Source organism: Kitasatospora sp. GP30 (genome assembly GCF_029892145.1).
Classification (GTDB): Bacteria; Actinomycetota; Actinomycetes; order Streptomycetales; family Streptomycetaceae; genus Kitasatospora; species Kitasatospora acidiphila.
Genome location: NZ_JARZAH010000004.1, coordinates 324,977 through 340,414, shown reverse-complemented (window position 1 = coordinate 340,414; position 15,438 = coordinate 324,977). Strand labels below are relative to the sequence as shown.

The 15,438-nt window shown below is 73.4% G+C and carries 8 protein-coding genes; all 8 read left to right on the top strand.

The window, feature by feature from the left end:
* The first annotated feature begins 63 nt into the window (after nucleotides 1-63).
* On the top strand, nucleotides 64-1,656 hold the full coding sequence (locus P3T35_RS09585) for a tryptophan halogenase family protein (protein WP_101383881.1): 1,593 nt from the start codon (nucleotides 64-66) through the stop codon (nucleotides 1,654-1,656).
* On the top strand, nucleotides 1,653-2,168 hold the full coding sequence (locus tag P3T35_RS09580; RefSeq protein ID WP_101383880.1) for a flavin reductase family protein: 516 nt from the start codon (nucleotides 1,653-1,655) through the stop codon (nucleotides 2,166-2,168). Before P3T35_RS09585 ends, P3T35_RS09580 begins: the two co-directional genes overlap by 4 nt.
* 70 nt (nucleotides 2,169-2,238) lie before the next feature.
* Nucleotides 2,239-6,264 (top strand): non-ribosomal peptide synthetase, encoded by a 4,026-nt coding sequence (locus P3T35_RS09575; RefSeq protein ID WP_101383879.1) that lies wholly within the window; start codon nucleotides 2,239-2,241, stop codon nucleotides 6,262-6,264.
* Nucleotides 6,265-6,311: 47 nt separating this feature from the next.
* A complete protein-coding gene (locus P3T35_RS09570; RefSeq protein ID WP_101383878.1) occupies nucleotides 6,312-6,962 on the top strand; it encodes a 4'-phosphopantetheinyl transferase superfamily protein in 651 nt (216 codons plus the stop codon).
* 79 nt (nucleotides 6,963-7,041) lie between these two features.
* Nucleotides 7,042-8,124, top strand: coding sequence for a winged helix DNA-binding domain-containing protein (locus P3T35_RS09565; protein ID WP_101383877.1), 1,083 nt, complete (start codon nucleotides 7,042-7,044; stop codon nucleotides 8,122-8,124).
* Between the two features lie 99 nt (nucleotides 8,125-8,223).
* A complete protein-coding gene (locus P3T35_RS09560; RefSeq protein ID WP_101383876.1) occupies nucleotides 8,224-11,412 on the top strand; it encodes an alpha/beta fold hydrolase in 3,189 nt (1,062 codons plus the stop codon).
* Complete coding sequence (locus P3T35_RS09555) at nucleotides 11,409-13,841, top strand: amino acid adenylation domain-containing protein (RefSeq protein WP_143676998.1); 2,433 nt, start codon at nucleotides 11,409-11,411, stop codon at nucleotides 13,839-13,841. The genes P3T35_RS09560 and P3T35_RS09555 overlap by 4 nt, the downstream gene beginning before the upstream one ends.
* Nucleotides 13,842-13,915: 74 nt before the next feature.
* Nucleotides 13,916-15,424: an MFS transporter gene (locus P3T35_RS09550; RefSeq protein WP_101383875.1), complete on the top strand. Its 1,509-nt coding sequence runs from the start codon at nucleotides 13,916-13,918 to the stop codon at nucleotides 15,422-15,424.
* The last annotated feature ends 14 nt before the right edge of the window (nucleotides 15,425-15,438 follow it).

Sequence of the window (15,438 nt, the reverse complement as noted above, 5' to 3'; positions counted from 1 at the left end):
CTGCGCACTGCTTGACTCGTTAACGCCAATCCACAAGAGCCACAAGCCAGTTGGAGGACTGACGTGAGCAACCGCATCAACAAGGTCGTCATTCTGGGCGGCGGCACCGCGGGCTGGATGACCGCGGCCTACCTCGGCAAGGCCCTGCAGGGCACCGTGGACATCACGGTGCTGGAGGCCCCGTCGATCCCCCGGATCGGGGTCGGCGAGGCCACCGTACCCAACCTGCAGCGCGCGTTCTTCGACTTCCTCGGCATTCCCGAGGACGAGTGGATGCGCGAGTGCAACGCCAGCTTCAAGGTGGCGGTCAAGTTCCTCAACTGGCGTACCCCCGGCGCCGGCCAGGCCACCGCTCGCAGCTACCAGGGCCGTCCCGACCACTTCTTCCACCCGTTCGGGCTGCTGCCCTCGCACGACAACGTGCCGCTGTCGCACTACTGGGAGTACCGCCGGCTCCAGGGCGAGACCGACGAGCCCTTCGACTACGCCTGCTTCACCGACATCGCGGTGATGGACGGCAACCTCGCCCCCCGGTACCCGGACGGCCGCAAGGCCGTCAACTACGCCTGGCACTTCGACGCCGCCCTGGTCGCCGACTACCTGCGCCGGTTCGCGACGGACAAGCAGGGCGTGCACCACCTCTCCGACGAGATGACCGAAGTGCTCAAGGACGGCCGGGGGTTCATCACCGGGCTGCGCACCAAGGCGGGCCGGCTGGTCGAGGGCGACCTGTTCGTGGACTGCTCCGGCTTCCGGGGCCTGCTGATCAACCAGGCGATGGCCGAGCCGTTCCTCGACATGAGCGACCACCTGCTGTGCGACAGCGCGGTGGCCACCGCCGTCCCGCACGACGACGAGGCCAACGGGGTGGAGCCGTACACCTCGTCGATCGCGATGCGCCACGGCTGGAGCTGGAAGATCCCGATGCCCGGCCGGTTCGGCAGCGGCTACGTGTACTCCAGCAAGTTCACCGAACAGGGTGAGGCCACCGAGGAGTTCTGCCGGATGTGGGGCCTCGACTCGGACGCCAAGTTCAACCACATCCGGTTCCGGGTCGGCCGCAACCGGCGGGCCTGGGTGAAGAACTGCGTCAGCGTGGGCCTCGCCTCCTGCTTCCTGGAGCCGCTGGAGTCCACCGGGATCTACTTCACCTACGCCGCGATCCACCAGCTCGCCAAGCACTTCCCGGACCGGGGCTTCGACCAGACCCTGGTGGACCGCTTCAACCGCGAGATCCAGGAGATGTTCGACGACACCCGGGACTTCCTGCAGGCGCACTTCTACCTCGCGCCCCGGACCGACTCGGAATTCTGGCGCGCCAACAAGGAGTTGGCCCTGCCGGACAACATCCGGGAGAAGATCGCCATGTTCCGGGCCGGGGTGCCGATCAACCCGCCGGCCACCGACGAGTCCAACTACTACGGCAACTTCGACGCCGAGTTCCGCAACTTCTGGACCAACGGCAGCTACTACTGCATCTTCAGCGGCCTCGGCCTGCGCCCGGACCACCCGCTGCCCGCGCTGACCTACCGCCCGGAGTCGGTCCAGGGCAGCCAGCGGCTCTTCGACCAGGTGAAGCAGCGGCAGCGGGAGCTGACCGAGACCCTGCCGACCAACCTCGAGTACCTCAAGCAGCTGCACGGGACCCGGCCGTGAGCTGGGACCAGGCCGCGGCCACGCCCGAGGCGTTCAGATCCTGGATGAGCTGGTACCCGACCGGGGTCACGGTGGTCACCACCGCGGACCGCGCCGGGACGCCGTACGGCATGACCTGCTCCTCGCTCACCAGTGTCGCCCTGGAGCCGCCGACCCTCGCCGTCTGCCTGCGCACCGACGCGCTGACCTGGCGGGTGATCGAGCGGCGCGGGGCGTTCGCGGTCAACCTGCTGCACGACGACGCCCAGCGGGCGGCCGAGCTGTTCGCCTCCCCGGTCGCCGATCGCTTCGCCGAGGTGGACTGGCGCCCTTCGGCCACCGGCCTGCCGCAGCTGGCCGGTGAAGCGTTCGGCTACGCCGAGTGCGAGGTGGCCGGTACCGCCGAGGTCGGTGACCACACCGTCGTCCTGGGCCGGGTGACCCGTCTGCAGGGCGGCGGCGGCTTCCCGCTGCTCCACCGCCACCGGTCCTACGGGACCTGGCTCGCCCGTCCGGTCGCCACCGCCATCTGACCCCCGTGGGCCGGGCACTCCGCCGAGAGGTGGCCGGCCCACGTCCGAAGACCGCCAAGGAGGTCATACCGTGACCGATACCGTGCTCCCCAGCCCGGACTCCGCCGTGCGGCCGGCCGCGGAGTGGAACCGCACCGAGGCCGTCTGGCCCACCGCCAACTACCCCGAACTCCTCGCCGAGCAGACCGCCCGCACCCCGGACGCGCCCGCCGTGGTGCAGGGCGGGCGCGTCCTCGACTACCGGGAACTCACCGCCGAGACCGACCGGTTGGCCGCGCTGCTGCAGACCATGGGCGCGGCGCCGGGCCACCGGATCGGGCTCTGCTACCCCCGCGGCGCCGACTACCTGATCGGCGCGGTCGCCATCCTCAAGACCGGCGCCGCCATCGTGGCCCTCGACCCGGTGAACCCGGACGAGCGGCTCGCCTTCATGCTGCGGGACGCGGCACCGCTGGCCGTGCTGGCGCCCGCCCCGGTGGCGGACCGGCTGCCCGGCGGCGGCCCGGTGCTGGAGGTGGGCACGGACCTGGCGGCACCGGGGACCAGGCCCGCGCCCGTCCCGCTGACCGCCGACACGGTGAGCCACCTGATCTACACCTCCGGCTCGACCGGCACCCCGAAGGCCGTGCTGGAGCGGCACGGCGCGATCGTCAACCTGGTGCACTGGACCAGGCGGGCGTACGGGGTCCGGCCGGGCGACCGCGCCTCCTGGCTGTCCACGCCCGGGTTCGCGGTGCAGATCATGGAGTGGCTGCCCTACCTGGCGATCGGTGCCGCGGTGCACATCCCCGAGGCGGGCCAGGCGCAGACGCCCGAGCAGATCCGGGACTGGCTGGTCGGCGCGGGCATCACGCACACCATGCTGGTCGCGGCCCTGGCCGAGCGCGCCTGGGGGCTCGACTGGCCGGCCCACACGGCGCTGCGGATCATGGTCACCACCGCCGAGCGGGTGCACAGCTGGCCGCCCGACGACCGGCCGTTCACCGTGGTGATGACCTACGGCACCACCGAGACCACCAATGTGCTGTCCTGCCTGGACCTCGGCGCGGGCATCGACTTCACCGCCCGAGCCACCGACCCGGCGGTGCGCGCCGAGCGTCCCGTTCCGGTCGGCCGTCCGATCGCCAACCTGCGGGTCCACCTGCTGGACGAGCAGGACCGCCCGGTGCCGGTGGGGGAGGTCGGCCGGCTGCACGTGGCCGGTGCCGGGCTGGCGCTCGGCTACCACGGCCGACCCGAGCTCACCGCGGCGAAGTTCCGCCGCAACCCGGCCCCGGAGCTGGGCGAGGAGGTCCTCTACGACACCGGGGACCTGGCCCGCTACCGGCCGGACGGCGCGGTGGAACTGCTCGGGCGGGGCGACGCCCAGGTCAAGGTCCGCGGCTTCCGGGTGGAGCTCGGCGAGGTGGAGACCGTGGTCGCCCGGCTGGCCGGGGTGCGCGAGGCCGTGGTGCTGGCCCATGAGGAGGCGCCGGGCGACCTGCGGCTGATCGCGTACGTCGCCGCCGAGCCGGACGGCGCACTGGAGCCCGGTAACATCCGGGCCCGGGTGGCCCGCCACCTGCCGTACTACATGGTGCCCAGCGCCGTGCTGGTGGTGGCGGCGCTGCCCAGGCTGGCCAACGGCAAGGTGGACCGCAAGCAGCTGCCGCCGCCACCGCAGGCCCGGGAGGCCGTGCAGACCGGCTATGCCGCGCCGCGCGACGAACTCGAGGACGGGCTGTGCCGGGTCTGGTCCGCACTGTTCCACGCGCCGCAGATCGGCATCCACGACAACTTCTTCGAGCTGGGCGGGCATTCGCTGCTCGCCTTCCAGCTGATCGACGCCGTCCGCCGCGGCTATGCGACCGAGCTGAGCCTGCCGGACCTGTCCGCGCACCCGACCGTGGCCGAGCTGGCCGCGCTGATCGCCTCCGGGCGGCGGACCGGCACCGCGGCCTTCGCCGGTCTGCCGCCGATCACGCCCGACCCGGAGCACCGCTTCGACCCATTCCCGCTGACGGAGAGCCAGCAGGCGATGTGGATCGGGCGCGGCGGCCTGGTCGAGCTCGGAAACGTGGGCTGCCACGGCTACTTCGAGTGGGAGAGCCAGGACTTCCGGCCGGACCGGTTCGCCCTGGCGTGGCGGCGGCTGGTCGAGCGGCACGATGCGCTGCGCACCGTGATCAACCCCGACGGCACCCAGCAGGTGCTGGTCAGCCCGCCGGACTACGCGATCGAATCGCTCGACCTCACCGGGCACAGTGAGGAGGACGCCGGGCAGCGGCTCGCCGCGCTGCGCGAGCGGCTCTCGCACCAGGTGCTGGACAGCGACCGGTGGCCGCTGTTCGACGTCCGGGTGAGCCTGCTGCCCCCGGTCGCCGAGGGCGCGCTGCGGGCCCGGATCCACCTGAGCCTGGACTTTCTGATCGCCGACGCCTGGAGCTACTTCCAGGTGCTGATCCCGGATCTGATCGCCCTCTACGAGGACCCGGACGTCGAACTGCCGCCGTTGGAGCTGACCTTCCGCGACTATGTGCTGGGCACCCAGGTCGGCATCCGGGAGACCGAGCTCTACCGCCGCTCGCAGTGGTACTGGAAGGACCGCCTCGCCACCCTGCCGCCGGCACCGGCGCTGCCGGAACGCGCGGCCGGCCCGGACGGCGGGCCGGCCCGGTTCCAACGCCGCAGCCACGTCCTGGAGCCGGAGCGGTGGCGGCTGATCCAGCAGCACGCCAACGAGCTGGAGGTCACCCCGTCCGGTGCCCTGACCGCGGCGTTCGCGGAGGTGCTGAGCGCCTGGAGCGGCCAGTCCCGGTTCACCATCAACTTCCCGCTGTTCAATCGGCTTCCGCTGCATCCGCAGGTCAACTCGCTACTCGGAGACACCACCACGACACTGCTGCTGGCCGTGGAACGCACCGAGCCGACCTTCGCGGGACGGGCGCAGGAGCTGCAGCGCCGGCTCTGGGCGGACCTGGAGCACCGCTACTTCAGCGGCGTCCAGGTGCTGCGGGAGCTCACCAAGCTGCGCGGCAGCCTGGCTCCGGCGATGCCGATCGTGATGACCAGCCTGGCCGGCCATCCGGCCGGGCTCACCGAGACCGCGCTAGGCGTACCGGTGTACGGCATCTCGCAGACCCCGCAGGTGTCGCTGGACTTCCAGGTCTTCGAGCGCTCCGGCGGGCTGGCCTTCAACTGGGACTACCTCCCCTCGCTCTACCCCGACGGCCTGATCGAGGAGATGTTCGACGCCTTCGTCTCGGTGCTGGAGCGCCTGGCCGATCCGCGCGCCTGGCAGCGCGAGGAGTTCGGGCTGCGGCCGTCGGCGGTCGGCGCGGGCGCCCTGCTCGCCACCACCGCGCCGGTTGCCGGGCCGCCCGCCGAGCGTGACACCTCCGACGCCTGGGAGGCGTACTGGGCCGGCATCGAGCGGACCGGGCGCGGCGGCGACGTGCTCTGGGACGCGGACGATCCCGAGGAGCTGGCCTGGTGCGCCGCGGTGGCGGAGCGCTACTTCCGGCCGGGTCTGCCAGTCATCGACCTGGGCTGCGGCAACGGCCGCTACAGCCGGGCGCTCGCCGAGAGCTACCCGCGGGTGGTCGGCGTGGACGTGTCGCGGAGCGCGATCGAGCACGCGATCGCCGAGGGCGCCGGCCTGGACAACGTCTCCTACCACGCCCTCGACATGACGGACCGCCGGCAGGCGGCGGCACTGGGCTCCGGGCCGTACAACATCTTCGTGCGCGGTGTCCTCCACATCCTGGACGACGCCGGACGGGCGGCCCTGGCCGAGGTGGTCGAGGAACTGCTCGGGCCGGACGGGGTGCTGATCGTGCACGAGCCCGACTACTCGGCCGGCTCCTTCGGTTACGTCGGCTTCGTCGGCGGCAGCAAGGGCCGGGCAGCCGACCTGGTCGGTCCGCTGGAGGCGGCCGGAGTGCGGCACTCCGCCAAGTTCGCCTCGGCGGAGCTGCGGCGGTTCTTCCCCGACGACCGCTGGGAGGTGCTGGCCGACGAGGAGGTCACGCTGCACGCCATCGACCCGCGGACCGACGCCGGAGCGCTGCGGCTGCCCGGCCACCTCGCCGTCCTGCGGCGGACCCGCGGCAAGTGAGCGGACCCCGGGCAGGTGAGAAGCCGCCGGCTGAGAAGGGCGGGTCGATGGGCGGCCTGGTCCTGAGCGGCCCGACGTCGCTGCTGCTCGACCGGATCGAGGGCGCTCACGCACTGCTGAGCGCCACCGAGCTCGACCGCGCCGCCGCGATCCGGGGCGAGGCGGACCGGGCCGACTTCGTGGCCGCGCACGCGCTGGTCCGGGTCTGCGCCGGGCGGCTCCTCGGGGTGCCGCCGGGCGCACTGACCCTGGTGCAGCACTGCGACTCGTGCACCCGCCCGCACGGCGTCCCGTCGTTGCTGGAGGCGCCGTCGCTGACGGTCAGCCTGTCGCACACCCGGGGGCTGGTGGCGGCGGCCGCGAGCGCCGGTCCGATCGGCGTGGACGTCGAGGCGACCGGCGACCAGCCGCTGGACTGGCGGGTCGTCGAACTCGCCGCCTCGGCGGCGGAGTTCGCCGCGCTGCGGCGGGCCGAGCGGCCGCAGCGCTCGTTCCTGCGGCAATGGGTGCGCAAGGAGGCGCTGGTGAAGGTCGGGGCCACCACCCTGGACGAGATGGCCTCGGTCGACCTCCCGATCGCGGACCGCTCGCCGATCGACTGGCACGGCTGGCGGCTGGCGCACTGGTACGACCCCGACGGCCGGGCCATCGGCTGCGTCGCGTCCCGGCACGCGGCGACCGTCGAACTGCTCGGCTGAGCGGCCCAGGGCACCAGGCGCTGCGTCCGGTTCGGCGCAGCGCCGCGCCCCCGGCCACCGCGACCTAGGATGACCGGACATGCAGAGCCTTGACACCGCCACAGCCCGGCGGCTTCGTGCCGGTGCCCAGGGCATCGGCGGCGGCGTGCGCGCCGCCTCCGCCGCCGCTGCCCTCGACCGCGCCTTCGCCGTGCAGGCCCAGGACCAGTCGGCCGCCGCGCTCGGGCTCCGGGTCCGCGCCGCCGGACTGACGGCGGCCGACGTGGTGCGCGCGCTGGAGACGGACCGCAGCATCGTGCGCGGCTGGTTCATGCGCGGCACGCTGTACCTGGTGCCGGCCGCCGACCTGCGCTGGTTGACCGGCCTGCTCGGCCCGGTCTTCCTCAAACTCAGCGCCCGCCGGTACCGGGAGCTGGGTCTGGACGCGGCCGCCCTGGCCCGCGCCGAGCAGGCGGTCACGAGTGCGCTGGCTGCCGAAGGCCCGCTCACCCGCACCGAGTTGGCCGAGCGGCTGGCGGGGGCCGGTCTGGATCCGAGCGGCCAGGTCCCGTTCCACGTGCTGCGGCGCTGTGCGCTGCTCGGCCGGATCTGCCACGGGCCGACCCGGGACAAGGAGCCCTGCTTCGTGCTGCTCGACGACTGGCTGCCGGCCGGGCGCACCCTCGATCAGGCCGACGCCGCCACCGAGTTGGCCCGGCGCTACCTGTCCGCCCACGGCCCCGCCGCGCTGGAGGACTTCGCCACCTGGTCCGGGCTTCCGGTCACCGTGGCGCGCGGGGCCTGGCGGGCCCTGGTCGAGGGCGGCGAGGCCGTCGAGTACGAGGTGGCCGGACAGCCCTGCCTGCTGCCCGCCGACCGGCCGCCGGTCGCTGCTCCCGGCGAGCCGGATGTCCGGCTGCTGCCCGCCTATGACAACTACCTGGTGGGCTACCGCACCCGAGCCCTGTCGGTGGCCGCCTCCGACGAGCGCCAGGTCTGGCCCGGCGGCGGCCAGATCCGCGCCACGGTGACGGCCGACGGGCTGGCCTGCGCCACCTGGAGCCGGAAGGCGGGCGGCCGGACGGTGGCCGTGGCGGCGTTCCATGAGCTCTCCCCCGAGGTCAGGGCGGGGATCGCCGCCGAGGAGGCCGACGTCATGAGGTTCCTGGGTTCGAACACGTAACCGGGCCCTAACCGAGCCGTCATTGGCTTCTCGACGACGACGCTGCTGCGCCACGGCCCCGGCCTGGCGCCGGCCCGGACGACCGAGGAGCGATCACAGATGACCCAGCTCGAGGAACTCGGCTCCCGACTCTCCCCGCAGCGCCGGGCGCTGCTCGGTGAACTCGCCCGCAGGCGGGCCGCACCGGTGCGGATCGCGCGCCGCGACGGCAGCGGCCCGCTGCGGGCCTCCTTCGCCCAGGCCCGGCTGTGGCTGGTGGACCAGCTGGAACAGGGCGCCTCGGCCTACCAGGTGCCGCTTCCGGTGCGGTTGCGCGGTGTGCTCGACATCGATGCGCTGGCCGGTTCCCTCACCGACCTGATCGGCCGGCACGAGGCGCTGCGCACCGCCTTCCGGGAGGACGACGCCGACGGGCTGCTGCAGGTGGTCCGGCCGCCGCAGCCGATCGCGCTGCCGGTCACCGACCTGGCCGGCCTGTCCGAGCCGGAGCAGCAGGCCGCCGTCCGGGACCAACTGGCCGAGGACCAGGCCGCGCCCTTCGACCTGGCCGAGGGCCGCCTGCTGCGGGCGCGGCTGCTCCGGCTCGCCCCGGACCACCACGTGCTGCTGGCCAGTGCCCACCACATCGGCTTCGACGGCTGGTCGGTCCCGCTGTTCCACCGGGAGCTGGCGGCCGGCTACAACGCCCGGGTGCGGGGGGAGCTGCCGCGGCTGCCCGCGCCCGAGCTGCAGTACGCGGACTACTCGGCGTGGCAGCGGCGGCAGTTGAGCGGGTCCCGGCTGGACCGGCTGCTCGACTACTGGTCCGAGCGGCTGGCCGGCGCCGTGGAGCTGGAGCTTCCCACCGACCGCCCGGTGCAGGAGGTCAGGTCGACCCGCGGCGGCACCAGCAGGGTCGCCATCCCACGCGAACTCATGTCCGAACTCGCGGAGTTGGCGCGCAGCCAGGGCGCGTCGCTGTTCATGGCGATGGCCGCCGCGCTCGGCGTGATGTTCTCCCGTCACACCGGCGGGCAGGACATCTGCTTCGGCACCACCTACGCCGACCGCGACCGGTCCGAACTGCACTCCGTCATCGGCTTCTTCACCAACACCTTCGTGCTCCGCACCGACCTCTCCGGCGACCCGGGCTTCCGCGAACTGCTGCAGCGCACCAGGGAGCAGGCGGTCGGCGACTACGCCCACGCCGGCCTGCCGTTCGATCTGCTGGTCGACCGTCTGCAGCCGCTCCGGGTCGGCAACCGCACGCCGTTCTTCCGGGTCCACTTCCAGGTCGAGGAGGCCGCGGGCACGCTGTCCGCCTATGAGGAACTCCCCGCCTACCAGGGGCTGTCGGCCGAGGGCCTGGTCCCCGAGTTCGTCACCGCCAAGTTCGACCTGAGCTTCACCCTGCGCTCGGCGGCGGACGGTGGGCTGGTCGACCTGGTGTACAGCACCGACCTGTTCGACGCCGCCACGGCTGACCGCCTGGTGGCGCAGCTGCGGACCGTGCTGGCCGCCCTGGTCGCCGAGCCCGACCGCGGCATCGCGGAGCTGCCGATCCCCGAACTGCCGCGCCCGGCCATGCCGCAGCCGGCACCGAGCACCAGGGCGGGGACGCAACAGCAGGCGGTGAGCGAGGAGTTGACCGCGCAGGTGCGCCAGGCCTGGCAAGCCGCACTCGGTCGCGAGGACTTCGGCCCGCACGAGGACTTCTTCGATCTGGGCGGCAACTCCTTCGCCGCCATCAAGGTGCGCCGGCTGCTCGGCGGCCGGGTGCCGATGGTCGACCTGTTCCGCTTCCGCACCATCCACCAACTCGCCGCCCACCTCGGTGGTTTGCCCGATGGTGCCGCCGAACCGGCGGGACTGTGGAGCGAGTTGACCACGCCCGGCCGGTCCGCCGAGGTGTCGCTGATCTGCGTTCCGTACGCGGGCGGGAACGCCGCCGCCTACCAGCCGCTGGCCGAGCGGCTGCCGTCCCGGATCGCGCTCTGGGCGGCGAGCCTGCCGGGCCACGAGGGCGGTGGAGCCCCGGCGGACCTGCTCCCGCTGCCCGAGGCCACCCGGCGGCTGGCCGACGAGCTCCAGGAGCGGGTCAGCGGGCCGGTGGTGGTGTACGGCCACTGCGCGGGCGCCTCCCAGGCCGTCGACCTGGCCCGGGAGTTGGAGGACCGGGGAGTGCCCGTCCGGGCCGTCTTCATCGGCGCCAGCCTGACCGATCCGGATGCGGCCGCCAACCTGTCCCGGGCCGCCGACAGCCCCGATGACGAGCTGTACGGCTACATCAAGGCGATCGGCGGCTTCGACGGCGCGCTGGACGAGGCGGACCTGCGGCAGGTGCTGCGGGTGCTCCGGCACGACATGGTGGACGCGACCCGGTTCCAGCGGGACCGCCACGCCGCCCCGCCACGCCCGCTGCGCGCGCCAGTGCACTGCGTGCTCGGCGACGCCGACCCGGCCACCCCGGAGTTCGACACGCGGTACCTGGGCTGGCAGGTGTTCGCCGAATCGGTCTCCCTGGACGTGCTGCCGGGCGCCGGTCACTACTTCCTCCGGGACCGGGCCGGCGAGTTGGCGGCGATCATCGAGAGCCGCACCGGCCTCACCGACGACCGGATCCCGGTGCTCTGCCTGCCGCACACCGGCGCGGGCGCGTCCTTCTTCCACCCCTGGCTGGAGGCGGCCGGCGACCGGTTCCTCCCGGTGCCGCTGGAGCTGCCCGGCCGGGAGAAGCGGATCGCCGAGGAGCCCTGCCGCACCGTGGCGGCCGCCGTCGACGACCTGCTGCCGCAGGCGCTGCGGGCCGCGGGCACCGCGAAGCGCGTGGTGCTCTTCGGGCACTGCCTGGGCGGGGTGCTGGCGTACGAGCTGGCGCACCGGCTGGCCACCAGCACCGACATCGAGGTGGTCCGGATCCTGGTCAGCGGTGCGCCCGGCCCGCTGGTACCCAGGGCGCGCAAGGCCACCGGCCTGCCGGACGACGAATTCCTGGCCCGGCTGGAGGAGTTGGCCGGCTACCGGCACCCGGCCCTGGCCGACCCGGACATGGTCGAGCTGCTGCTCCCGGTGCTGCGGGCGGACCAGGAGATGTACGAGGGCTACCGCCGCACCGAGTCCGCTCCGCTGGACGTGCCGATCACCACGCTGCGCGGCGCACAGGACGCGCTGGTGAGCGCCGCCGAGGTGGCCCAGTGGCAGGCCGCCACCGCCGCTCCGCTCGGCTCGCGCGAGTTCCCCGGCGGCCACATGTACCTGACCGACCGTACCGACGAGGTGCTGGACCTGATCTCACGGGAGCTGTCGTGACCGTCGCCGTGCCGCAGACCGCGCTCTCCCCGGCTGAACGGGAGGCACGGATCGCCGACCTGCTGGCCGCCGAGTACGTCCGGCCCGACTGGGGCCTGGGCGACGGCTCGGGTGTCGGAGTCCACCGGGAGCCGCTGGACGGCGCCGAACCCGCGGCGGTCCTGGCCGGGGCTGCCGTGGTGCTGTCCCGGTACGACCACCTCGACCGGCTGGCGGTGCTCGGCCTGGCCCGAGACGGCGCTCCGGACAGCCTGGCCGCCCTCCCGGTCGGCGAGGATCAGCCGGTGGCCGAGCTGCTGCGGGCCGCCGAAGACCGACTGACCCGCCCCGGCCCCGCCGACACCCCCGAACTGGCCGCGCGGCTGGCTCGGGCCGACGGCGGTGGCGCGGTGTCCGTCCAGCTCCGCCTTCCCACCCACGGCCGGGCGGGGCGGGCGGTGGGGAACGGGCGGTTCCCGCTGACCGTCACCGTGGAGCCCGGCCGACTGCGCTGCGACTACCGGCGGGAGGCCTTCTCCCCCGTCATGGTGGCCCAGTTCGCCCGCCACCTGGCCCGGGTGAGCAGGCAGCTCGCCGCCGCCCGCCCGGACGCGCCACTGTCCGCGATCGCCTTGCTGGACGAGTCCGAGCGCGCCCGGGTGGTGGCACTGGGCGCCCCCGGACGGTCCGTGCCCGAGCAGCGGGACCGCATCGACCAGTTGGTCGGCGCCCGGGCCGCCGAACGCCCGTCGGCGGTCGCGGTCCGCTGCGGCGATCAGGAGCTGACGTACCGTCACCTCGATGCCAGGGCGAATCAACTCGCCAGGGCCCTGGGCCGGCACGGCCTGCGGCCCGGGGACCGGGTCGGAGTCTGCCTGGAGCGCTCGGCCGAGCTGATCACCCTGCTGCTCGGCGTGCTGCGGGCCGGCGGGATGTACGTCCCCATGGAGCCCGGCTACCCGGCCGAGCGGCTCGCCCACACCGCCGCCGACGCCGGCCTGGCGCTGGTGGTGACCGAGTTGGCCGACTTCCCGGCCGGCCGGGCGCGGCTGCTCCACCCGGCCGAGCTGGCCGCCCTGGCCGACCGCCTCGACGCCGACCCGGTACCGCGGCACGGCAGCCCGGACGACCCCGCGTACGTCATCTACACCTCAGGCTCGACCGGGCGCCCCAAGGGCGTAGTGGTGACCCACCGCAACGTCACCTCGCTGATCGCCGGGACCTCCCAGGACTTCCGGTTCGGCCCGGCGGACGTCTGGACGCTCTTCCACTCGGTCGCCTTCGACATGTCCGTCTGGGAGATCTGGGGCGCGCTCACCACGGGCGGGCGGCTGGTCGTCGTCCCCTCCCTGGTCTGCCGCGCCCCCGGAGAGTTCCACGCCCTGCTGGCAGCCGAGCGGGTGACCGTGCTCAACCAGACCCCGTCGGCCTTCGCCCAGCTGATCGAGGCCGACCAGGCCGAACCCCGGGCGCTGGCCCTGCGGTTGGTGTCCTTCGGCGGCGAACCGCTGGACACCCGGATGCTGCTGCCCTGGTTCGACCACCACCCGGAGACGGTCTGCCGCATGGTCAACCTCTACGGGATCACCGAGACCACCGTGCACAGCACCTGGCAGGTCGTCGGCCGGGCGGAGGCCCTGGCGGCCTCCCGCTCGGTGGGCACCGCCCTGCCGGGCGAGCACCTGTACATCCGAGACCCGCACGGCAGGCTGCTCCCGCCGGGCGTGGCCGGTGAGATCTACGTCGGCGGCGCGGGCGTGGCCGCGGGCTACCTCAACCGGCCCGAGCTCAACGCCGAGCGCTTCCTGCCCGACCCGGACCGGGGCGGCCGGATGTACCGCAGCGGCGACCAAGGCCGGCTGCTGCCGAGCGGCCGGCTGGAGCACCTCGGCCGGCTGGACGGTCAGGTGAAACTGCGCGGCTACCGGATCGAGTTGGACGAGGTCCGGGCCGTGCTGCTGGAGGACCCCGCGGTGCTCGCCGCCGCGGTGGTGCTGAACCGGCCCGATCCGGGTGATCCGGCCACCGACCGGCTGGACGCGTACGTGGTGCTCGGCGACGGCGATCCGACGACGGTGCGCGAGCGGGCCGCACGCCTGCTGCCGGGGTACATGATGCCCTCGACGGTGACCGCGCTGCCCGCCCTGCCGCTGACCGTGAACGGCAAGCTGGATCGAAGCCTGCTGCCCCAGCCGGCCCTGGCGCCGCACGCCCCGGCCGGCCGCACGGTGCAGGAACGGGTGCACCACGCCTGGCAGTCGATCGTCGGCAGACCGATCGGCCTGGACGACAACTTCTTCGACACCGGCGGCAACTCCATGCTGGTCGGCCGCCTGGTCAGGCGGCTGCCCGAGTTGGGCCTGCCGAAGCCGAGCCTGCGTCAGACGTACGTCCACTCCACCGTGCGCAGACTGGCCGCGCTGCTGGAAGAACTCCAGGCCGCAGGGTAACCGGCGCATAACCGCCCGCTTCTAACGTCGCACCAGATTCCCCGTCCCAGATCGAATGAGGAGCGTCGACCTTCATGTCCGAGATCATCGTGCAGCGGGACAGCGAGGCTGACCCGGACTCGGCCGCCGCCCCACCGGACGGTGCGGCGGCCGGTGCTGCCGCACCCGACCCGAGGCGCTGGAAGGCGCTGGGCGCGCTGGCCCTGGTGCAGTTCGTCATCTTCCTGGACGCGACCATCGTGAACGTCGCGCTTCCGTCGATCAGGCGCGACCTGGGGTTCTCCGAGGGCGGGCTGGCCTGGGTCGTCAACGGCTACCTGCTGGCCGCCGGCGGTCTGCTGCTGCTCGGCGGCCGGCTCTCCGACCTGCTCGGTCGGCGCCGGATGTTCAGCCTCGGTGCCGCTCTGTTCGCGGTGGCGTCGCTCACCGCCGCGATGGCGCAGAATCCGGCGATGCTGATCGCCAGCCGCTTCGCCCAGGGCACCGGAGAGGCGCTGGCGGCGCCGGCCGCGATGTCGATGGTGGCCCTGCTGTTCACCGATGAGAAGGAGCGGGCCAAGGCTTTCGGCATCTGGGGCGGCCTGGCCGGCCTGGGCGCGGCCGCGGGCGTGCTGCTGTCCGGGGTGCTCACCGATCTCCTCAGCTGGCACTGGGTGTTCTTCATCGGCATCCCGCCGTGCGTCGCCTCGGTCCTGCTCGTCTTCCGGCTGGTGCCGGAGAGCCGGGTGCCGGAGTCCAGGCGGCGCAGCCTGGGGAGCGCGCTGCTGCTGACGGCCGGACTGGTCGCGGTGATCGACGGCCTGCTCGGCGCCACCGACCACGCCTGGACCAGCGCCGCGGTGCTCGGCCCGGTGGCGGCCGGGGTGGTCGCGCTCGCGGTCTTCCTGGCCATCCAGGCGCGGTCCGCCGCGCCGCTGATCCCGCTCGGCTTCTTCACCAGCCGTACCCGGGCCACCGGTTACGCGGCCCAGCTGTTCATGGCCACCGCGACCGCCGCGATGTTCTTCCTGATCGTGCTCTACATGCAGGACACCCTGCACTACTCGCCGCTGCGCAGCGGGCTGTCCTGGCTGCCGTTCACGGTGGCGTTCATGCCCGGCCTGGTGTTCTCCACCAAGACGATGCCGAAGCTCGGCTACCGCGGTGAACTGGCGATCGGCCTCGCCGTGATCGCGGCGGGCATGTTCCTGTTCAGCCGGCTGGGTCCGGACAGCTCGTTCCTGACCGGACTGCTGCCCGCGATGGCGCTGGCCGCCTTCGGCAGCGGCGTCGTCGCACCGGCCATGCAGGTGGTGGCCCTGCACGGGGTCTCGGACGCGGACGCGGGTCTCGGCTCCGGTGTGCTGACCACCGTCCAGCAGGTCAGCCAGGCGCTCGGCCTGTCGGCCATCGTGGCGATCGGGTTCAGCCACCAGCGCTCCCTGCTCAAGGCCGGGATCTCGGCGGCGTCGGCCAACACCCAGGGGCGCCAACTCGCCCTGGAAATCGCCACCGTGGTGCTGCTGGTCGGCTCGGTCGCCTGCCTGGCACTGCTCCGCAAGCCCGCCCCGGTCGCCGAGTCGGCCGAGCCGAGCACCGTCTGACCGGCAGAAGCGTC